This is a genomic window from Flavobacterium niveum (assembly GCF_055231775.1).
This window is the reverse complement of the sequence record NZ_JBUYSX010000007.1, coordinates 232,045-253,759: the sequence shown is the minus strand read 5'-3', so window position 1 is coordinate 253,759 and position 21,715 is coordinate 232,045. Positions and strand designations below refer to the sequence as shown.

Sequence of the window (21,715 nt, the reverse complement as noted above, 5' to 3'; positions counted from 1 at the left end):
CTTGGATTTTTAGAATATTAGATGTTTAGATTTGGGTGCGGTTCCTGCAAGGTCTTTAAGACCTTGTAGGTATTACAATTAAGTAAGATTAATGAAAACCCCTTTGTGGTCGCTGACAATATCCTTTTCTACAAATATACCGCATTCAACTACCTTGTTCCCAAATACTTTAGGAATAACAATATGGTCGATATTTTGTTCCAAAACATTCGTTGGCACATACAAACCTAAACGCCCAAACAAAGCAGTAAGTGCCTGTGTGGTAGTTGTATTAATGCAATACTGTTTTTCATTTTCCCTGAATGAGGTATTAAGGTCACCCACAATGATAAGGTTTTGATTACTACTGTAAATCCTTTTGCAATCAGCAATAAGGTTATCCAGCTCTGTTTGGGCATAGGGCTTTTTACGAAATTGCGTACCTACAATTAATGTATAAATCACGATACTTCCCATATCCGTTTCAAATTCAAGCGCTAATGAAGTTTTACTGTCAACCACTTCAAATCGTTTCGTATAAGGATATTTAGAATAAATTATAGTACGATAAGCCGTTTCGCCTTCGAGATATTCGGCATAATTAATCCCCTCATATTCAATATGCTCAGGAATCGGATCGCAAAGATATTTGTATGTATAGTTGGGCAAATCGAGGTTGACGCCCTCAGTAAGTACCAGAATATCAAAGCTAAAATCATTAAGAAACTGCTCTGTTTTATGGCGTTTCAGTTTCCTTGCCCAGTCAATATTTAGTGTGGCGATTTTCATTAATGGCAGGTTTGTTCCGTCCAAAAATATAAGTATAAATATTAATCCTGTATTTTTTCGCGTGAAACAATTAAATTTAGGTTCAAAATTTTACAATCTTTAAAAATTTCCTAAATTGCGTACATAAAATTGAATATATTTCAGGATGGAACCCGTAAAACCCTATATTCCTAAAAATAAAATACGCATAGTAACCGCAGCATCGTTGTTTGACGGCCACGATGCCGCCATAAACATCATGCGCCGCATTATCCAGTCTACAGGCGTGGAGGTAATCCACCTGGGGCACGACCGCAGTGTGGAAGAGGTGGTAAATACCGCCATACAGGAAGATGCCAATGGCATAGCCATGACCTCGTACCAGGGCGGCCACAACGAGTACTTTAAGTACATGTACGACCTGCTGAACGAGAAAGGCGCAGGCCACATTAAGATATTCGGCGGCGGCGGCGGTGTTATCCTTCCGTCTGAAATCAGTGAACTTCATGAGTACGGCATTACCCGTATTTATTCACCGGATGACGGCCGCGAACTGGGCCTTCAGGGCATGATAAACGATTTGGTACAAAGGGCCGATTATCCGCTTGGCGAAAGCCTGAACGGTGAAGTAAAGCACCTTGCCGAAAAAGTTCCGACAGCCATAGCACGTATCATTTCAGCGGCAGAGAACTTCCCAGAAGTGGCAGCCCCTACGCTGGAAACCATTCATAAAGATAATGAGGGGGTTAACATCCCTGTGCTGGGTATAACCGGTACGGGCGGTGCGGGTAAATCATCGCTTGTAGATGAACTGGTACGCCGCTTCCTGATTGATTTCCCTGAAAAAACCATAGGTCTTATTTCGGTGGACCCGAGTAAGCGTAAAACGGGTGGCGCACTGCTGGGCGACCGTATCCGTATGAATGCCATTAACAACCCAAGGGTGTACATGCGTTCGCTTGCTACAAGGCAGAGTAACCTGGCCCTTTCCAAATACGTAGCCGAAGCCATACAGGTGCTTAAGGCCGCTAAGTACGACCTGATTATCCTTGAGACTTCGGGCATTGGGCAGAGCGATACAGAAATACTGGATCACAGCGATGTAGCGTTGTACGTAATGACACCCGAATTTGGTGCCGCTACCCAGCTGGAAAAGATTGACATGCTAGACTTTGCCGATGTTGTTGCCATAAATAAGTTCGACAAACGCGGCGCCCTTGATGCCCTGCGTGATGTAAAGAAACAGTACCAGCGCAACCATAACCTTTGGGATGCGAAGCCCGATGATTTGCCGGTATTCGGTACCATTGCCTCACAGTTTAACGACCCGGGAATGAACACGTTGTACCGTAAAATCATGGATACAATAGTAGAGAAAACCGGCGCCGAACTGAAATCGGAGTTTACGATTACGCGTGAGATGAGCGAGAAGATTTTCGTAATCCCGCCGCACCGCACACGTTACCTGAGCGAGATTGCCGAAAACAACCGTACGTACGACCAAACCGTTGTATCACAGCAAGATGTGGCACAAAAACTGTACGGGATTTATAAAACCATTGAGTCGGTTACGGGTGTGAAGCCCGAACTGGCGAAGTTTGGCATAGAGCCTATTGCCAATGCTAAAGGCGATGCCGGTTTCCTGAAACTGCTTGTAGCTGAGTTTGATAGGGTAAAAATGAACCTTGACCCGTACAACTGGGAGGTGATTTTTACGTGGGATGAAAAGGTAAACAAATACAAGAACCCTGTGTATACCTTTAAGGTACGCGATAAGGAAATTAAAATACAAACGCATTCCGAATCGCTGTCGCACAGCCAGATACCTAAAATTGCCCTGCCGAAATACCAGGCGTGGGGTGATGTGCTGCGCTGGTGCCTTCAGGAGAATGTACCGGGTGAATTCCCTTATACCTCAGGGCTTTACCCTTTTAAACGCGAAGGCGAAGACCCTACCCGTATGTTTGCCGGTGAGGGTGGCCCCGAGCGTACCAACAGGCGTTTCCATTACGTGAGTTTAGGCATGCCTGCAAAACGCTTATCCACTGCGTTTGACAGTGTTACGCTCTACGGAAACGACCCGGGGCACAGGCCTGACATCTACGGAAAGATAGGTAATGCAGGCGTTTCCATCTGCTGCCTGGACGATGCCAAGAAGCTGTACAGCGGCTTTAACCTGGCACATGCCATGACCTCGGTGAGTATGACCATCAACGGACCTGCGCCTATGCTGCTGGGTTTCTTCATGAATGCCGCCATAGACCAGCAATGCGAACTGTATATTAAAGCAAATGACCTTGAAAATGAGGTTAATGCAAAAATTGAAGCCATCTATAAAGTCAAGGGTACCGAGCGCCCACGCTATAACGGTGACCTGCCACAGGGCAACGACGGCCTTGGGCTGATGCTCCTTGGCGTAACAGGCGACCAGGTACTGCCGGCCGATGTATATAACGATATAAAAATCAAAACATTAAGCCAGGTTCGTGGTACGGTTCAGGCCGATATTTTAAAGGAAGACCAGGCACAAAACACCTGTATTTTCAGTACGGAATTTGCGCTGAGGCTGATGGGCGACGTACAGGAATACTTCATACAAAAAAACATAAGAAATTTCTACTCAGTTTCTATCTCCGGGTACCATATTGCTGAGGCTGGTGCCAACCCTATCACACAGTTAGCCTTTACGTTAGCTAACGGATTCACGTATGTGGAGTACTACCTGAGCCGCGGTATGGACATCAACGATTTCGGGCCGAACCTGTCGTTCTTCTTTAGTAACGGTATCGACCCTGAGTATGCTGTGATAGGCCGCGTGGCACGCCGCATTTGGGCTAAAGCACTGAAAAACAAATACAACGCTAACGAGCGTGCACAAATGCTGAAGTACCACATACAGACTTCAGGGCGTTCACTTCACGCGCAGGAGATTGACTTCAACGACATAAGAACCACATTACAAGCGCTTTACGCCATATACGACAACTGTAACTCGCTGCATACCAATGCTTACGACGAGGCCATAACCACGCCTACCGAGGAAAGCGTGCGCCGTGCAATGGCTATACAACTGATTATCAACAAAGAACTGGGCTTAGCGAAGAATGAAAACCCTATACAGGGGTCGTTTATCATAGAGGAGTTGACCGACCTTGTGGAGGAAGCGGTACTGACTGAATTTGACCGTATTACGGAGCGTGGCGGTGTGCTCGGCGCCATGGAAACCATGTACCAACGTTCTAAAATACAGGAGGAAAGCCTTTATTATGAAACACTTAAGCATACAGGCGAGTTCCCAATCATAGGAGTGAATACCTTCCTGAGCAGCAAAGGGTCGCCTACGGTGGTGCCTGCCGAGGTTATCCGTGCTACGGAGGACGAAAAACAGTTCCAGATACATACGCTCGAAAACCTGCATCAGTCTAACTTTGAGAAGGTTAAAGAACAACTTTCTATAATCCAGGAGGCTGCGATACAGAATAAAAACATCTTCGAACAGCTTATGGAAGCTACTAAAGTATGCTCGCTGGGGCAGCTTACGGCAGCCTTGTTTGAGGTGGGTGGGCAGTACCGTAGGAATATGTAATTTTAGGTTATACGGTGATTCGTTTATTTGGTTATTCGACTCACTCTGCATAAAAAATCAGTCCCGCTGCGGCGGGACTTTTTTGTGCGTATATTTTTACAGGAAAAAGTTATCAACAGCTAATATTCCACAATTTGTACAAAAAAGTACGTTTTTTAGTGGAAGTTTAGTCGAGACTAAAAAACACAATTAATTGAAAATAAAACATATAACATTTTCAATCCACAATTGATAGTCCACTAATATTCCACATTTTCCACAGCGTTTTTACTGAAGGGTTGGCTTCAGTACTCCGCCGCTGAATTTTCCGTATGGGATTTTTAGGTTGATAGTTGTTAGTTGTTGGTTGTTGGTTGTTGGCAGCTTCACCCACATTGGATTTTACTGAACGAATGCCTTCAGTACTTTGGCCTGTATAACTCCCTAACTTTGCCATCAGGTTTTGACAAAATTAGTGTAACAAGATTTTAAAAGTTTTTGTATTTTTAATTGACAAAATCCATCAACCATGTTTGAACCATTTTACTTTTTAATTGTGGTAGTCATTTTAATTGCCCTTGGAAAAAAAATATTCGGCGACTTAAATAAAACGGCGAAATCAGGTGATCATATACACCATTCTGATAGTAATTTTACAGATAGCCATCACGAGTTATTCAACCACCAAAATGATATTTCATCAATGCAAAATCAACAGTCCATGAATGATTTTGATTCGGCCATGCATCATCATACTACTCACAGCCACGATACGCACCATTCCCATCACGATACGCATCATTCTCATCACGATACACATAATTAATAGCCATACCTACAATGGGATATGACAACTACATCCTGTCGCAATACCCCAACAAGTAGTATAATATTAAAAACGCTATAATGGTGCCTATGCACCCGCCTCCAATTTTTTTGGCGCCCCAGCCTGCTATAAGTGCGCGAAAGAACTTGTTCATGTCAGTATTTTTTTATGTTTGTACTAAAGTTAGCAAGCCTGTGGTTTATGGCAGCGCGCTTTAACGTAACTATAGCTTTTTACAGGCAAAGCCGCACTGAAAGGCAACTTAAAGCTATGCTAATTGGCTTTTTGTTAGGGTAAGTAATAGCTAATTTTATAGCACACAATAAAAGGACGTTGACATGAAGAAAATTTACCTGCTACCAGTACTCCTGCTGCTGGCACAGATTGCCGGCGCGCAGGTATACGGCTGTACAGATCCCCTATCGGCCAGCTACAACCCTAACGCCACCGTAAACGACGGTTCGTGCACCTACGCTTCGGGTTCCGTAACCCCTACGGCCAATGTAACCCTGCCCGGCACGGTAGACGAAACATCGGGACTGGTGCTGTGGGACAGCTATGTGTATACCCATAACGACGATACCGATACCCACCTGTACCGCATAGACCCTGCCAACGGGGAAATTACCCAGACGCTTAATGTGGCCGGTGCCGTAAACCAGGACTGGGAAGACATAGACCAGGACAATGAGTATATTTACATCGGCGATTTTGGCAATAACGTAAACGGCAACCGTACTAACCTGCACATCCTTAAGGTGGGCAAGGCGGGCCTGATGTCGGGCAGCCCGGTTACGGAGACCATTAATTTTACCTACTCGGATCAAACGAGCCTGGCCGCAACGGGCAACAACCATACTGATTTTGACTGCGAAGCCATGATTGTGGGTACCAACTATATTTACCTGTTTACCAAACAATGGGTGAGCAAAAAAACGAGCCTGTACCGCCTGCCGAAAACCGCCGGGAACCAGGTTGCCCAACTGCTGGCTACCTATAACGTAAGCGGGCTTATAACCGGCGCTGCCTGGCTACCCGAAAAGCGGGTCATAGCACTGTGCGGCTACAGTGGCACCCTTTCGCCATTTATTTATTTGTTGTACGATTTTCAGGGGGAAGATTTTTTTGGCGGGAACCGGCGTAAGCTGAATATTTCGGTTAACTTCCTGCAGGCAGAGGGGATTACCACTAACGACGGCCTGCACTACTACCTGAGCAATGAGCATTTTCAGCAGCCGCCGTTTTTAAACAGTACGGCACGGCTTTTTACCATAGACCTTACCCAGTACCTTCAGGGATATCTTTCTACAGCGGCTGCCGCAAAGGAAAGCCTGCTCCTCTACCCCATCCCCTCCACCGCCAGCGTAACGCTTGAGGCTCCCGACACGTTCCGCGGCAGTACTTACACCATTTTTGATGTGGCAGGCAAAGAGGTGGGCGATGGCGACATTACCGATGTTGCCACAACCATTGACATTTCTACCCTGAGTGCCGGGGTGTATTCTGTGCGGGTGGAAGGCAATGCAAGCGGTACCGTGCGCCTTATAAAGCAGTAGTTTTGCTATCTTTGTGCAAAACAAATGCATTATGAAAATCAATTTGAAATCGGGTATCAATGGGCTGCTGTTCGGCATGCGCGAAAAAGACGTTAAGGCGCTGTACGGCAACCCTTCGCGCACGTACAAAGACGACGAAGACAATACCATATACCTGTACAACGATAAAAAACTGCGCCTTACCTTTTATGCCGATGAGGGTTTCAGGCTGGGCTACATCATAGCATCGCACCCTGAGGCCGAACTGTCAGGCATAAAAATCATCGGGCAGGAATGGACTTCGCTGGAAGCCCAACTGAAACAAAACGGCCTGAAAGCCTTTGAACACGAAACATTCGACTCGGTAGATAATTACTTTAACGAAGACAACTGGGCCATTTTCCAGGTAGAATTTGGCACGGTAGTACGTGTAGAGGTTGGCGCTATTATTAATGCCAAGGATGAATTTGACTGGAAATTTAAATAGAAGGTTGGATTGTTGGATTGTTAGATTTTTGGATTATTAGAGCTTTAGACTTCTTAGATTTCCGGAAATCCAATGATTTAATAATCCAAGTAGTCTAACTAATCTGATAATCTGAAATATTATGAGATCGCTTCGTGCCGCAATGACGGTGTAGGAAGAGGTCTGCGTAAATCCATTAAATCTGTGTCATCAGTGTTTCGTTCTTAATGCATCCAGTGTCTCATAAAAAAAAGCCCCCGCATAAACGGAGGCTTTCTATCTCAAATATCTGGTTGTCCAAAAGTCTAGCTTTCTAACAATCCAGGTAGTCTAAAAATCTAATAATCTACTTAGCAGCCATTTTCAGTTCGAAAACAAGGTCGGCATTCCCAGGTATTTTACCCCTTGGGTTACCGCGCTCACCGTAACCGATGTGCGACGGGATGAAGATGATAACCTCATCACCCGGCACCATTTTGGCAAGGCCTTCCAGGAAGCCCGGTATCATGCCCTCTTTAGTACCAATGGTAAAAGGTATCGGCACGTAGGCCTTTGCGGTATCCTTCTGCGGGATGTAGTTACCCATATCCTTAGCCACCTGTGCAATGCTTGAATCAAACAGGAAACCGTCTTTTTCCAGGTAGCCGGAGTAGTCTACAAGTACCTCAGTACCGTCGGCAGGCTTGGCAGCAGTGCCTTTTTTAATCACGCTGTATACCAGTCCTGATTCGGTTTTGGTACCGGCGGCTTTCATTTTTGCAAAGTACGCTACCTTATCGGCCTTAGCCTTAGCCAGTGCTTCGTCTTTCTTCTTTTGTTCGGCTATGGCTTTTTCAGTCATTTCCTTAAATATCTTAGGGGCGTCAAATTTCTTAGCCTCCTTACCTACACGGATAATTTTCAGGGTTGTAAGCTCATCGCCCTGTACTATGGCGTTTACCACGTCCTGGCCTTGTATTACGTGCCCGAATACGGTGTGTATACCATCAAGGTGCGGTGTAGCTTTGTGCGTTATGAAGAACTGGCTGCCGTTAGTAGCAGGGCCTGCATTGGCCATGCTCAGTATGCCGGGGCCTGTATGTTTCATATCGGTAATTTCATCGGCAAATTTATAGCCCGGCCCACCCGAACCGTTACCATTAGGGTCGCCGCCCTGTATCATAAAGTCTTTAATCACACGGTGAAATTTCAGCCCGTCATAAAACTTCTTCTTTTTGTATTTTTCTTCCACAAGCGGGTTGTCCCCTTCGGCAAGCGAAACAAAGTTAGCCACGGTAAGCGGGGTTTTCTTAAACTCCAGTTGCAGCAGTATGGTACCTTTTGTAGTTACCATTTCGGCATACATGCCGGGCTCCAGCTTATCCAGTTCTATTTTTTGTTGTACTACAGGCCCATCAGTATTGGCAGGCGTGCTCATGCACGAGGAAAATAAGGCAATAAGGCTTAAAAAAAGACTTGTCATCGGTTTCATTTATAATTAATTAATGCTTTGCCGTGGTATCGGCTTTAATATCATTTAGTGTTACGGTGCAAATAAGCGACTGGTTAGTACCTATACGGTTGTTGTCGCCGTGGTAGCCAAAGCCCATGTGAGACGGAAACAGGAACGTTACGGTTTCACCCTCGTTCATCAGCTTTATGCCATCGCGAAGCCCCATCATTATGTTCTGCTTGTCTACGCGGTATACCTGTGGGCGCAGTTCGGCCTTGCTGTATATTACATTGCCTTTTATATCCTTTATCTCGTAGTCGAAATAGGCTATATCGCCTACTTTAGGGCGTATGGTATCATCTGCCACCTCAGTGTTGTACGTATACCAGTAACCTTTGGCCGAGGCTATGTACTTTACATTCGGCGTGCTTTTTATAATAGAGTCTATTTCCTGCTCCTCGGTGGCTATCAGTTTTTTATTGCGCTCTATGCTCTCCTCCATAAACGAGCCTTCGCTGTGCGAAACCGGCCTGCGGGCCTGCTGCTGCGAACACGCTGTAAGCGCCACTGCCGCCAGGGCAAGGGCTATACCTGTAACCTTCTTCATATTATCCTATTTTAATGTGCGCTAAGGTAGCAATAAATTTTTGTATGGTAGCCTCCATACTCTCGGTGCTTTTGCCCCCGGCGGCATTAATATGGCCCCCTCCGTTAAAATGTTCGCGGGCATACTGGTTCACGTCAAAACCATCCTTAGAACGGAACGATATTTTTATGATGCCTTCTTCCTTATTTTCGGTAAAAAACGCTGTAAATACAATACCTTTAACGCTAAGTCCGTAGTTTACCACGCCTTCTGTATCGCCTTTCATGTGGTTTACGGCATTCAGCTCTTCCTGTGTAAGGTAGGTATAGCTGGCGTTGTATTCGGGCAGTATCACCATATTGTCCAGTGCTTTTGCAAGGGTCTTCAGGCGGCTGGGCGAACTGTTGTCAAACAGCAGGCTGTGTATGGCGCTGTTGTCTACCCCCAGGTCTATAAATTCGGCCACTATACGGTGCGTGGTACCTGTTGTGGTATGGAAACGGAACGAACCCGAATCGGTAACTATACCCGTGTACAGGCAGGTGCCTATGGTTTTGTTTATCAGGTGGCCGTAGCCCAACTGGGTTATAAAGTGGTACACCATTTCGCAGGTGCTGCCATAAGCGGTATTGCTAAAGGTAACCGCGGCATAGTCATCCGGCTTCTGGTGGTGGTCTATCATTATAAACGGCGCCTGTACCCTGCGCAGTGCGGGTTCCATAGTATCGCCGGTGCGGCTCAGGTGGTTAAAGTCCAGGGTAAAAACCAGCTCGGCTTCATCCAGCAGCTTAATGCCGTTGTGTATATCGCGTTCAAAAATCTGTACGTTTTCGGCGCCCGGCAGCCATGCTATAAAATCAGGGTAATCGTTAGGGCTTATTACGGTGGGCTGGTGGCCCAGTTGCAGTAAAAAATGGTAAAGCCCCAGTGTAGACCCCAGTGCATCGCCATCGGGGTTGCGGTGGTGTATTATGGCAATCTTTTTTGGGGTGGCCAGCAGCTGCTGTGCCGTGTGTATCGCTTCGCTTGTCATCATTGTGCGAATTTACATTTTTTTCCGATACTGCCAATTTTGTGCCAAAAGGATGGATAGTTGGATTTTTAGATTATTGGATTTTTGGATTGTTGGAACATTGGATTGTTAGATTTTTGTAGGGAAGATTATACAGAGGTAATCCTGTAGACACAAATCGCTTTGTTGACTTTTTCGCTTTCCAAAGGAAAGCCTTTGTGTTCGTGTTAAATATAGTTTAGGCCAATTGTGGACTTTGTGTAAAACTTTGTGCCCCTTGTGGTAAAAAATTTCCCGCAAAGACGCTAAGATGTATCCACATATAACTTTTTGAAAGAGCTAAAGAGTGTGCTTTCACCCAATCCACAATTTCTTTTTGAAATTCACGTTATTATATCCTGAAAAGTATACTAAAACTCCCCTTCTTAAAACTAAACGTTCATAACTAAAACGTTTTATTTGATATTAAATAATAAACAGTATATTTGGAAAAAAAGTTGTTTTAATGCAAAGACTCGCCTACCTGGCTGCTTATCCTGTTATCTGGACGGTTTCCATACTCCCCTTCCCTATCCTTTACATCTTGTCAGACTGTATTTATGTATTGGTATACCACATTATCGGCTACCGTAAAAAAACGGTGCGTGCCAATATGCGCAGGGCTTTGCCGCATTTAAGCAAGGAGGAACTGCATAAAACCGAAAAGAAATTTTACCACCACTTTTGCGACAGTTTCCTGGAAATGATGAAAACCCTGAGCATGTCGCCACAGGAAGTGGCCGAGCATTTTGTGGTAACAAACCCCGAAGCGCTGCACCAAATGGAAAGTGAAGGCAAAAGCGCTGCCCTGCTTACCGGCCACTATGCTAACTATGAGTGGATACTGGGCATGAGCCAGCACCTTACCACCCACAAAGGCTTTGGTATTTACAAACCCATAAAGAACATATATTTTGACCGACTGGTAAGGAAAATCCGCGGCAGGCTAAACTCTGAGCTCATAGGCGTAAGGGATGTAATACCCACCATGCGCAAAAACCTGCGCGAGGGCAAACACGGGTTTTACGGCTTCGTTACAGACCAGAGCCCTTTGCTAAATTCTACCATACACTGGGGCAAGTTCTTCGGGCAGGAAGTACCGGTACAGATAGGCGGCGAAATGCTATCTAAAAAAATGGGGCTTAATATTGCCTTCTCTAAAATAGAAAAAGTGAAGCGCGGCTATTACCAATGCACCTTTTTAAGGGTGGAGGGCGATGTTACGAAAGTACCTAACTTTGAGGTAACCGATAACTTTATGAAGATGCTGGAAGAGCAGATACTTAAAGAGCCTGCCTACTACCTGTGGACGCATAAACGCTTTAAACACTGTAGGAACGAGAAGGAAAACGACACCCGCTGCGGGGAATAATCCCTTACAAATAACCTATATATTTACAGTAAGAGCACAGGGTGTAAAAACACGCCTGCTAATTCGGCAATTAAATAAAGCGTTATCTTTGCATTATTAAAATTCACTACTCTAATGCAACGAATTGCCTACATACTGGCATACCCCGTTATCTGGTTCATTTCTATACTGCCGTTTCCGCTGCTGTATTTGTTGTCTGATTTTTTCTACCTCATTGTTTACCGCATAGGCGGCTACCGAAAAAAAATCGTACGCAAAAATTTCGACCTGGCACTGCCACACCTTAGCCCGGAGGAAAAACGCGCACTGGAAAAACGTTTTTACCACCACTTTTGCGACAGCTTCATGGAAATGATAAAAACGCTGAGCATTACCGATAAAGAGATAAACGAACGCTTTGTGTTTACCAATTTTGAAGTAATAGAGGAACTCGAAAAAGAAGACAAAAGCGTAGCCTTACTCATAGGGCATTATGCCAGTTACGAATGGTTGTTAGTAATGCATACCCGCCTGGAAAACGAAACCTTTAAGGGCTACGGTATTTATAAGCCTATTAAAAACATGTATTTTGACCGCCTGGTAAAGAAAATGCGCAGCCACTTTAATGCTGAACTTGTAAGTGTAAAAGAGGTTATACCTACTATACGTCAAAATAACCGTACCGGGCAAAAAGGTTTTTATGGATTTATAACCGACCAGTCTCCGTTAAAAAGCGCTGCCATACACTGGGGAAATTTCTTCGGGATGGAAGTGCCCATACAGATAGGCGGCGAAATGCTGTCTAAAAAGCTGGGGCTTAATATGGTTTATGCTAAAATAGAAAAGGTAAAGCGCGGCTACTACCAATGCACCTTTATAAAAGTGGAAGGCGACCTGAAACAGATACCCAACTATGAGGTAACCGACCGCTTTATGCAGATGTTAGAGGAACAAATCCTTAAAGAACCCGCCTACTACCTGTGGACACACAAACGCTTTAAACACCGGAGAAAATAAATCAATGTAGCAATACATCAATTTTTCAATCTTTAAATTTTTTCAATCTTTAAATCTAAAGCGTAAACCACTCCTTCAGCAAGGCTTCGGTAACGTTTTGTTCCTGTTTGTGGGTAAACTCGTTAGTCCCCTTTATGTAATTATAATCGGCTGCCCATTCGTTAAAGTTTTCGGCAAGTGCCTTAATACTTTCACATACGTACTGTATCTCGGCATCGGTAGTTGTAGGGTGTATCGACATACGGATCCAACCCGGTTTCTGTATCAGGTCGCCCGCCGTAATTTTATCGGTAAGATAGTTGCTCTGCTCCTGGTCTACGTGGAGCAGGTAGTGCCCGTAGGTACCGGCACAACTGCATCCGCCACGCGTTTGTATGCCGAAACGGTCGTTAAGCAGCTTTACGCCCAGGTTATAATGCAGGTCGTTTATGTAGAATGATATAACCCCAAGCCTGTTTTGGTGCTGCGGGGCCAGTATGTTCAGGTTGGGTATATTGCCCAGTTCGGCAAAAATATAATCGGTGATTTCCTTTTCGCGTTTCAGGATGTTATCTACACCCATCTGCTCTTTAAGTTTTACGGCAAGTGCCGTTTTTATCACCTGCAGGAAACCCGGCGTACCACCGTCTTCGCGCTCTTCAATATTGTCAAGGTATTTGTGTTCGCCCCACGGGTTCGTCCAGCTTACAGTACCGCCGCCCGGTTGGTCGGGTACCATGTTCTTGTACAGCTTTTTGTTGAACACCAATACACCTGCTGTGCCGGGGCCACCCAAAAATTTATGTGGCGAAAAGAATACCGCATCAAGGTAGGCTTCTTCATCGGCCGGATGCATGTCTATGTTTACATACGGTGCACTACAGGCAAAGTCTACAAAGCAAACGCCGTTGTATGCATGTACCATTTTGGCAATTTCGTGGTACTGGGTTTTAATGCCCGTAACATTGCTGCATGCCGTAACTGATGCTATTTTCAGGGTACAGTCTTTATATTGTTCCAGCAGTTGCTTAAAGCTGTCCAGGCAAACCAACCCTTCAGGGCAGGCAGGTATCACTTCCACTTTAGCAATGGTTTCCAGCCATGAGGTCTGGTTGCTGTGGTGCTCCATGTGGGTAATAAAAACCACAGGCCTTTTCTCGTCGGGTATATTGGTATACGGCCTTATGTTTTCGGGTACCTTAAGCCCCAGTATACGTTGGAATTTGTTCACAACACCCGTCATACCCGTACCGTTTGTTATCAGTACATCATCTGGCCCTGCGTTAACGTGGTGCTTTATAATGTGGCGTGCTTCGTGGTAGGCATTGGTCATGGCCGTACCACTCATGGTGGTTTCGGTATGCGTATTGGCTACAAACGGGCCGAAATCATTAACCATTTTATCTTCTATAGGGCGGTACAGGCGTCCGCTGGCAGTCCAGTCGGTATACACCATTTTCTGCCCGCCGTAGGGCGAAGTAAACTCCTGGTTAATGCCAATGATATTCTCCCTGAATGTAGAGAAATACTCCTCTAAGGTAGTGCCCTGTAGTGTTTGTGCCTCCGTAAGCATAGTGCGTATAGTGTTGTTAGGGCAAATGTAATATTTTTTCAGGGACATGCTGAACAAAGAAGAAAATTAGCCACGAATTTCACAAATTGAACGAATTATATGGTATTTGATATCATGTTAAAAGTATATCGAATAAACAATTTATTGCATTATACAATCGGCTTCGACAAGCTCAGCCTGACTGTATAATGCAATAAATTTTGGTACGGAATTAAAGTAAATAATAGTCAGGTTGAGCTTGTCGAAACCGGCTATTATTTACTTTAATTCCTTTTGTGCAACAATATCATTTGTGGAAGTTTTTAGCAAAAAAATCACTTTAAAAAACTTTCCAGCATGGGGCAGTTATACGTTTTAAACACTTTAGTATTACGGTATTTGGTGTAAAAATCCACTAACGCTGCATCTCCCTTATACACTGCTGCAAACGGCGGAGAATACTCTTCATAGTCACTGAAGCCCAACAAATAATGGCACTTGTGCAGCATAAGGCTTGCCAGTGCCAGCTGCTCGTTATCCTTAGACGATTGCAATACCTTATTATAGTAATGGATACTCAACTTCAGATTGTTGTAATTAATATCACCGTTTTGCCCGGCAAACTCTTCATTGGTGCCATAATAGCCCCATCCGCTGCTATAGCTGTTCATCATCCAGGCATTGCCAAAACGGCTCACGTTAAAGTAAGCATGGGCCAGCTTCATGAAACTCGCTGCATCGTTTTTACGCTTCAGGTCTATAAGTTGTTTTACAAAACGCGCCTTGTTGAAATCGTATTTATAGTTGGTTTGCGCATAGGCATAGTACCCCTCTTTCTTATTGAATTTATACAGCAATATCCTCGGGAAAAACGGGTCTTCATTCAGGAAGTTGGCAAACTCGTATTTGGTCTTGTAAAAGCTTTCCGGTATTTGCGAAAACACCTCGTAAGCCTGTTGCAAATTATCCTGCCTGAAGGCAATAGTGCCCTTCAGGTCCAGGTACATGTTACGGTCAGTTAACGTACCCCGGCAAATAAACGCCTCAAAACGGCTCTTGTCCTTTTTATCGATAATGCTTAAAAGCGCATCGATATCAGCCGTAGTGCTGGCATGCTCATTAAAATAGTGAATGTAAAAATAGTGTACATCGGCAGGGTTAAGGTCATCAAGCCAGTATTCCATTTCACCATCCCTGCCATAGCTGTTCATGTTAGCATAGTTTTCGCGCTGGCGGTACAGCAGGCCGGCAGTGGCTATATCGCCGCCGCGCTCGTATTCCTTGCTCAGTACGCTCAGCAGGGTATACACGCCTTTAAGCAGCGTCCTGTCTTTTTCGGCAAGGGTGCATACGGCGTTAATGGCATCCACCAGCTTATCCTGCGCCTGCGCCGAATGTAATCCCTGTTCTTTAAGGGTTACAAGCGCCAGTTCCAGTTCTTTCTGTGCCAAAACCGACGGGTTTGCCTTAGCAGAAATCTGTGCTGCATAACGCTTCCCTTCTGCCACATCGTCTTCCATATAGCACAGGTGGGCTATGGCCCCGGCTATGAAATCCTTTTGCGATGCCGCCGCCGTACCATAAATACCCGTTAGGTACTTACGGAACTTAGCAAGGTATATTTTGTCGTTTTTCAGGTTTTCGTCGCGCGCTTTTAGCTCCCAAACGTATTTGCCTGTAGAGCTTACCGTAGGGGTATCGTTGTTTATTTCAGGCGAAAGTACCCAGTCTTCCAGCTTGTTGATTTCTCGGGCCAGCAGCACGTTTATGTATGGGCTTTCAGGGTCCAGGCCGTATATTTCACTGATTTCATCCAAGGCAGGCCCGGGGTTGCGGAGTGCATACATGGCCAGCAGCACCGCCTTTTCGTGGTTGTTTTTGGCATATTTAAGCGACTCCCTTACATCACTGCGGTTAAAGTTCTGCATGATGTTGAACATCTTGTCGTCGCTTTGGTCAAACACAAGGCTCAGGTAGTAGTTTTGCAGCGGCTTGTCAGGCGTGCTAAGCGCTGTAAAGTACAACGCCCATATTTGCAGTATCGACTTACTGTTGGCAAATTGCGTATCGTACAGGTCTACCGCCGTTTTAGGGTCAGCAAAGCGAACCAGCATAAAAGCGCAGCGCTGCTTCAGGAACGGGTCGGTGGTTTTGTCAAATGTTTTACCGAAATAACTAACATCAGGTTTCTCTAAAATGTCATCTTCATACGATGGCTCCTCTTTGTCAGTTTCCCATGATTCCCAACCCGAATCAGTCACCAGCTGGCTGTGTTCCACCCTTTTTGCTGCTGCCATATACTCCAGCAGCGGCTTATTTTTAGGTAGCAATAATGCTTTGATAAACGTATTCTTAGGGAATGCTTTTTCTAACGTGCCTTCTTTGTACGCCATTTCAAAAACTGCAGGTTCGGTTTCGTATTGTATGGTATAGATGTCCGCTTCGGTTACGGCAGCGCCCATACGGGTACGCCACTCGCGGCAGTTGCGGTCACGGTCGTTATGGGCTGTGGGATTCCCCGGAAAAAAGCTTTCGCTGGAATAATAAAACCACCGGAACTTATCCATACCCGTCACCTCGGCCCTGAAAAACGCCAGGCGCAGCGTTTCGGCAGTATAGCCCCAGCCGCAGGCCAGGCCCGCAGCAGAAATGCCCAGTAACAGCAAGGTGCTAAAAAAGCGAATAGTAGCCTGATAAGGTGCTGATGCCATAGTCGTTTATGTATTTTTGGTCCCACGAAAAAAAGGTAACCCGGCTGTTGTCCAGGTCTATATTATCTTTCAGTATGCCTATCATCTTTCCCATTTCGGCAGATGAAGTTTTTTCCACACGGATTTCGTCGCCGTAGCGGTAATAGGTTTCCCCGATAACCTTGTCGTGGTTAAACACGTAGCGGTTGTCGCCCTTTTTGGTATAGGTTATACTGTCCGTTTCAGGCGAAATATCCCGGTTTATACCCAAAAACTTCCCGTTACGGAACACTACTGACCAACTGAATACCGGCAGTGCCACATCCAGCGGCAACTTATAATCGTCGTGCGTTATGTATTTTTTCAGTTCGGCGCTGGTAGCCAGTGAGTTTTCTATATCATAGTCTTCGGCGCTCTGCATGTTGTAGCACATCAGCAGGCCACGGTCTACCGGCGGCATACCAGATTGTTCGTAATCCCTGTACTGCCACAGGCGTATGGTGGCACACAGCTTGTACTGTGGCACCAGCTTTTTCAGTTCGGTCAGGAAAAAGAAATAATTACCCTTGCTTTTGGGCGTCCAGTCGCAGTCGATAAGGATGTCTTTTATAGTGGCAGTAAACCGCTCTTCCTTTATTTTATGGATAGAGTCGCGCTGCTTTTCCCATTTGGCCACTTCATCTTGCTTACCGTAAGGGTACGGGGGTATTTCTCCGTCAACTTTGATTTGTGATGAAATATCGCTTGTAACGGTCCCTATACGGTCGGTAACACGCACGGCAAGCTGCTTCAGCTGGTCGCGGCTGCTGTACAAAAACACATCGTTTTTAATGTATACCGACGGCGTTATGGCAGGCAGCCCCGCCATGTTCCACCCCGCATTAAGGGTAGCAGTGGGGCGCGGCTCGTTATCAAAGGCGCTCCAGCCCACATCAAAGTAACGCATGTACATGTGCTTTACCTTTAGGGTGTCCAGGTACAGGCTGTCTTTTTGGTCTACGGCAAGCTGGGTTTTCCAGTAGCAGAACGAGCGGGTTATGTGGTTTTCTTTACTGCATGAAAACAGTACTATACAGGCAAAAAGTAACAGGAGTTTTTTCATCAGCCGGTGGTTTTTTGGCATAACGAAAATACTATAATTTTATGTTGTATGTAGAAATATTTTTAAGGATTTTACTAAAAACTGAAGATTGTTTACTGCAATTTATTTATTTCTTTTTCATTGAAGCATCAATAACAAAGTTCCCTTTATCATTAGTGGGTGCATTACTGGGAAAAGTAGAAAGTATGGTGCGGGAAAGCCTTAAAAAACTTTCAAAACGCTGTGAACCGGTAAGCTTTAAAAAGGCTTCCTGCTGTGCGGCTTTGCTTTCTTCTTTTGTGGTGAAGGTAACTTTCATACTGTAAATATAAGGAATTTTGGTGTGAAAGTTTTTGTGGGGAAGGTTATGTATTTTTTGGTTACATGGTTGTTCGAAATAAACCGCCAAGGTACCCGCCCCGTGCCCTTTTTAGCTTTCCAAAGGAAAGCCTTTGTGTCCGTGTTGTGTATAATTTATGTGTTTTGTGTACTTTGTGAAAAACTTTGTGAACCTTGTGGTAAAAAAATCTCGCAAAGCCGCTAAGTCGCAAAGATGTGTCCACAGGATAGCCCAGAGGGAAAAAGCTTCACTTCTGCTTAAAAAAATCTGTGTGAATCAACAAAATCTGCCCCGATAGCTATCGGGGTCTGTGTTCCAACCCCAAAAGATTAATGCCAATTTAAGATACCACATTTTACACAAATGGTAAATTTTTCCTTACTTAGCACTACAAAAATTATTCTATGTTACAAGGAAACCAACTCATACTGCTGGTTATTATAGGCATCAATGTATTAGTAAGTTACAAAGGGTTTAACGACCCTAATTTTATCAGGAAATATTATTTCCACATCGGCAGCATCCGTGCCGGTGAGCAGATACGCATGTTCAGCAGCGCATTTTTGCATGCCGACTGGCAGCACCTGTTGTTTAACATGATTACGTTATTCTTTTTCGGGCCTGCCGTAATTGCAAACCTGGGCAATATCGGGTTCATGCTGGTATACCTGGGCAGCCTCGCCGCAGGCAGCCTGCTTACCCTGTACATGAACCGCAACAACTATAACTACACCGCACTGGGCGCATCGGGTGCGGTAATGGGGGTGGTGTTTTCGGGTATATTGCTGTACCCGGATATGAAAATCAACTACTTTATCCCGGGTTGGGTATTCGGCATCGGCTACCTGTTGTTTTCCATTTACGGTATGCGTGCCAAAAGGGACAACATAGGCCACCACGCACACTTTGGCGGCGCCATAGGCGGATATGTAATTACGCTGTGCCGCATGCCCGAACTCTTCTATTCTGAAACACTGCTGATTATAGGCCTGGCCGCACCTATTGTACTACTTTTCGTAATGGATAAGCTCGGCAAGCTGTGAAACTGGCACGCATTTTGGATTCCGAATACCCAGAAACAAAATAAAAAACAAAAATTGACCATGAAAAAGACATTATTAGCCTTGTTTGTAGCCGTATCTACCTTTGCCTCTGCGCAGGTACAGCAAAACACACCGCCACAGATAAACGTGGCCGGTGAAGGAAAAGTAACCGTAGTACCCGATGAAGCCGAAATAAGCGTGGGTGTTACCAATACCGGTGCCGATGCGGCAACAGTAAAAAAGGCAAACGACGCTGCCGTAGATGCCATACTGAAGTACCTGAAAAGCCAGAAGCTGGACCCTAAGGATTACCAGACCGACCGTGTAAGCCTGCAGCGCACCTACGATTACGATAAGAAGAAGTACAACTTTGTAGCTTCGCAAACCATAAGCATCCACCTGCGCGACCTGGGCAAGTACGATGCCATAATGATGGGCGTTACCGATGCCGGTGCCAATACCATAAACGGTGTTACCTTTAAAACCAGCAAGGAAGAGCAGTACAAAAGCGAAGCCCGCGCTAAGGCCGTAGCCGATGCCCGTAAAAAAGCAGACGACTACACCAAAGCACTTGGCCAAAAACTGGGTAAAGCCCTTATGGTGACCGACAACACACAAACGTATTACCCGGTAATGCGCTCTATGGCCATGTTTAAAGGCGCTGCCGATATGGAGTCAGCCAAAGAAACCCTGGCCCCCGGCGAAATAGCCATTACCGCTAACGTGAATATCAGCTACGGATTAGAGTAAGCCCCTGCACGGTACTCTTGCTGCGCGTCATTGCGAGGAGGCACGACGAAGCAATCTCATTAGAAACGAAAGTCAAAAATTACTCTATGAGATTGCTTCGTTCCTCGCAATGACAGAATAAATACATAAAAAAACGCCTGCTTTGAAATCAAATCAGGCGTTTTTTGTTTTATAACTTCAGGCTATTGATAAGCCAACTACATTATGGGATTGCTTCGTCGTGCCTCCTCGCAAAGACGTACGCGGGTGTGAAGCTTCCTCCTCCCCGCCGTGGCGGGAGGGTTGGGTGGGGCTTATATCCCCATCTCTATCTGGAAACGCACATACCAGTTCTGTTTGGTACTGCCGTCGTAGTAGTTAAGGTCGTCCAGGGTTACTTCGCCCTGTAGTTTAAACGAGTGTTCCCATATGTATTTGGTAAGGCCTATGGTATACTCATTAGTATCAGGGGCAAAGGCTTTAATATCGCGGTGTACCGTTTGTGTACTGTAGCGTGCTATTATTTCATATCCTTGCGGAAACAGGTAACTCCCCTGGTAGTCAAACCCCTTACCGGTATACACATAGTTAAAATCGGTAGGGTCTATGGGGTTGTAAGTAATAGGGTCTTTTGCGGTACGCTGCATGTATGCTGCCATAAACGCCCATCCACTGTATTTAAACATACCATCGAGCAACAAGGACTGGGTGTCGCGTTTTTCAAAAAGGTCGTCGCCCAGCTGGCCTTGCGTACGCCTCGACTTATCATTAAACTGGTAAGCACCCGAAAGCAATACTTTCGGTTTCGGTTCACGTTTCAGGTCGCCTTCAAAGTAGGTACCGTCTTTGGTAAACGCCCCCAGCGGAAATAACTCTACTTTACCTGTATACGCAAGCCCATTATCAGGCTCATCGGTAGAGTTACGCCCCTCACCCATAGAAATCGCGGTTTTAAAGTTGTACGAAAACTTGTTTTCCCACTCGTGCAGGTTGTACACCTGTACCCCAAAATCACGGTCTATGTTAAACTTTGCGTTGTTTATACTCCTGTCGGTAAGCTGTAGCGCCCCCGATGAGTTTACACGCTGGCGGTTACCCGGCAGCTTGGTTTGCCCGAAGGCAAGGTTCCAGTTCTTATTCGGCCTGTAAATAATGGCCGCATCACGGATGATGTTCAGGTTTTCACCATCCTTTACTTCTCCCACATCGCCGGGCGCAAAGGAAAGCTGTAACACGTACAGGAAATGCGGGTTACCCACATAACCGTCAAACCTTAGCCTTAGCCTGCGTACCTGTCCGTCTATAGCTGCCTCCTCCCCTTCTTCCTGAAGGTAGGTAGCGCGGTTTTGTATACGGAAGCGGATGTTCAGCTGGAAAAGGCTGTCGGGCGAAGTAAGCCCAAGGCCCTTACCGTAACTGTAGTACGGCAGTGTAGCCAGTTTCAGGTCGTTGTTTGTTGTGGTACGTTTAATGTCTATCTGGGCGTAAGCACTGCCGCAGATGCATGCCATCATTACGATGAGTAGTTGTTTCATTGCCTGTTGCGTTGTTTAAAAAACACCTTACAAACCACCATAAAGCAGCCGTGTAAAGTTTGCGCAAACTTAATATTAATAATAACCTGTTATTGTTACCAAAACATTAACATTACGGAAATTTAATTTAAACAACCATGGGTTTACACCACGCAAGCAATACCACAAGCTAAGTCTCAGCATCTAAGAA

19 protein-coding genes are annotated in these 21,715 nt (G+C 45.4%); 8 read left to right on the top strand and 11 right to left on the bottom strand.

The genetic code is table 11. The features are described from left to right. Window positions 1-78 precede the first annotated feature (78 nt). Window positions 79-768 (bottom strand): endonuclease/exonuclease/phosphatase family protein, encoded by a 690-nt coding sequence (locus ACZIX4_RS17680; RefSeq protein WP_463336971.1) that lies wholly within the window; start codon window positions 766-768, stop codon window positions 79-81. 145 nt (window positions 769-913) lie between these two features. Here ACZIX4_RS17680 and ACZIX4_RS17675 point away from each other — a divergent pair, with 145 nt between their 5' ends. Then, window positions 914-4,333, top strand: coding sequence for a methylmalonyl-CoA mutase family protein (locus ACZIX4_RS17675; protein ID WP_463336970.1), 3,420 nt, complete (start codon window positions 914-916; stop codon window positions 4,331-4,333). Between the two features lie 217 nt (window positions 4,334-4,550). Here the strand turns inward: ACZIX4_RS17675 and ACZIX4_RS17670 are convergent, their stop codons facing one another. Continuing rightward, window positions 4,551-4,769, bottom strand: coding sequence for a hypothetical protein (locus tag ACZIX4_RS17670; RefSeq protein WP_463336969.1), 219 nt, complete (start codon window positions 4,767-4,769; stop codon window positions 4,551-4,553). A 72-nt stretch (window positions 4,770-4,841) separates the two neighbouring features. Here ACZIX4_RS17670 and ACZIX4_RS17665 point away from each other — a divergent pair, with 72 nt between their 5' ends. Beyond that, window positions 4,842-5,138 carry a hypothetical protein gene (locus ACZIX4_RS17665; protein WP_463336968.1) on the top strand — a complete coding sequence of 99 codons (297 nt, stop codon included), beginning with the start codon at window positions 4,842-4,844 and terminating at the stop codon, window positions 5,136-5,138. A 28-nt stretch (window positions 5,139-5,166) separates the two neighbouring features. On the opposite strand, the gene ACZIX4_RS17660 is transcribed toward ACZIX4_RS17665, so the two are convergent. Then, entirely contained in the window at window positions 5,167-5,292 is a 126-nt protein-coding gene (locus tag ACZIX4_RS17660) for a hypothetical protein (protein ID WP_463336967.1), read from the bottom strand. A gap of 184 nt (window positions 5,293-5,476) precedes the next feature. Between ACZIX4_RS17660 and ACZIX4_RS17655 the strand changes: the two genes are divergently transcribed. Then, window positions 5,477-6,694, top strand: a complete 1,218-nt coding sequence (locus ACZIX4_RS17655) for a T9SS type A sorting domain-containing protein (protein ID WP_463336966.1) — start codon at window positions 5,477-5,479, stop codon at window positions 6,692-6,694. Window positions 6,695-6,725: 31 nt separating this feature from the next. Continuing rightward, window positions 6,726-7,160, top strand: coding sequence for a hypothetical protein (locus ACZIX4_RS17650; RefSeq protein ID WP_463336965.1), 435 nt, complete (start codon window positions 6,726-6,728; stop codon window positions 7,158-7,160). Between the two features lie 325 nt (window positions 7,161-7,485). Here the strand turns inward: ACZIX4_RS17650 and ACZIX4_RS17645 are convergent, their stop codons facing one another. Genes ACZIX4_RS17645 through ACZIX4_RS17635 form a run of 3 tightly spaced genes read right to left on the bottom strand, consistent with a single transcriptional unit; the run spans window position 7,486 to window position 10,193 of the window. Next, entirely contained in the window at window positions 7,486-8,601 is a 1,116-nt protein-coding gene (locus ACZIX4_RS17645) for a peptidylprolyl isomerase (RefSeq protein ID WP_463336964.1), read from the bottom strand. Window positions 8,602-8,620: 19 nt separating this feature from the next. Next, entirely contained in the window at window positions 8,621-9,178 is a 558-nt protein-coding gene (gene gldI, locus ACZIX4_RS17640; RefSeq protein WP_463336963.1) for a gliding motility-associated peptidyl-prolyl isomerase GldI, read from the bottom strand. Window position 9,179: 1 nt separating this feature from the next. After that, window positions 9,180-10,193, bottom strand: a complete 1,014-nt coding sequence (locus tag ACZIX4_RS17635) for a DHH family phosphoesterase (RefSeq protein ID WP_463336962.1) — start codon at window positions 10,191-10,193, stop codon at window positions 9,180-9,182. 481 nt (window positions 10,194-10,674) lie between these two features. On the opposite strand from ACZIX4_RS17635, the gene ACZIX4_RS17630 reads away from it, so the two are divergent. After that, window positions 10,675-11,580, top strand: a complete 906-nt coding sequence (locus tag ACZIX4_RS17630; RefSeq protein ID WP_463336961.1) for a lysophospholipid acyltransferase family protein — start codon at window positions 10,675-10,677, stop codon at window positions 11,578-11,580. A gap of 114 nt (window positions 11,581-11,694) precedes the next feature. Next, window positions 11,695-12,576: a lysophospholipid acyltransferase family protein gene (locus tag ACZIX4_RS17625; protein WP_463336960.1), complete on the top strand. Its 882-nt coding sequence runs from the start codon at window positions 11,695-11,697 to the stop codon at window positions 12,574-12,576. Window positions 12,577-12,631: 55 nt separating this feature from the next. Here ACZIX4_RS17625 and ACZIX4_RS17620 read toward each other — a convergent pair whose 3' ends face one another. The 4 genes from ACZIX4_RS17620 to ACZIX4_RS17605 form a co-directional block, all read right to left on the bottom strand. Continuing rightward, window positions 12,632-14,128, bottom strand: a complete 1,497-nt coding sequence (locus tag ACZIX4_RS17620) for an aminotransferase class V-fold PLP-dependent enzyme (protein ID WP_463336959.1) — start codon at window positions 14,126-14,128, stop codon at window positions 12,632-12,634. A 314-nt stretch (window positions 14,129-14,442) separates the two neighbouring features. Next, complete coding sequence (locus tag ACZIX4_RS17615; RefSeq protein WP_463336958.1) at window positions 14,443-16,818, bottom strand: hypothetical protein; 2,376 nt, start codon at window positions 16,816-16,818, stop codon at window positions 14,443-14,445. Continuing rightward, window positions 16,778-17,899 (bottom strand): hypothetical protein, encoded by a 1,122-nt coding sequence (locus ACZIX4_RS17610; RefSeq protein ID WP_463336957.1) that lies wholly within the window; start codon window positions 17,897-17,899, stop codon window positions 16,778-16,780. The genes ACZIX4_RS17615 and ACZIX4_RS17610 overlap by 41 nt, the downstream gene beginning before the upstream one ends. 106 nt (window positions 17,900-18,005) lie before the next feature. After that, the gene (locus tag ACZIX4_RS17605; RefSeq protein ID WP_463336956.1) at window positions 18,006-18,197 is read right to left on the bottom strand and encodes a hypothetical protein; all 192 of its coding nucleotides are present in this window, start codon (window positions 18,195-18,197) and stop codon (window positions 18,006-18,008) included. Window positions 18,198-18,622: 425 nt separating this feature from the next. Between ACZIX4_RS17605 and ACZIX4_RS17600 the strand changes: the two genes are divergently transcribed. Both ACZIX4_RS17600 and ACZIX4_RS17595 read left to right on the top strand, forming a co-directional pair. Continuing rightward, window positions 18,623-19,261: a rhomboid family intramembrane serine protease gene (locus tag ACZIX4_RS17600; protein WP_463336955.1), complete on the top strand. Its 639-nt coding sequence runs from the start codon at window positions 18,623-18,625 to the stop codon at window positions 19,259-19,261. 60 nt (window positions 19,262-19,321) lie between these two features. Then, window positions 19,322-20,011: an SIMPL domain-containing protein gene (locus tag ACZIX4_RS17595; protein ID WP_463336954.1), complete on the top strand. Its 690-nt coding sequence runs from the start codon at window positions 19,322-19,324 to the stop codon at window positions 20,009-20,011. Window positions 20,012-20,304: 293 nt separating this feature from the next. On the opposite strand, the gene ACZIX4_RS17590 is transcribed toward ACZIX4_RS17595, so the two are convergent. Continuing rightward, window positions 20,305-21,525, bottom strand: coding sequence for a porin (locus tag ACZIX4_RS17590; protein WP_463336953.1), 1,221 nt, complete (start codon window positions 21,523-21,525; stop codon window positions 20,305-20,307). Window positions 21,526-21,715: the final 190 nt, after the last annotated feature.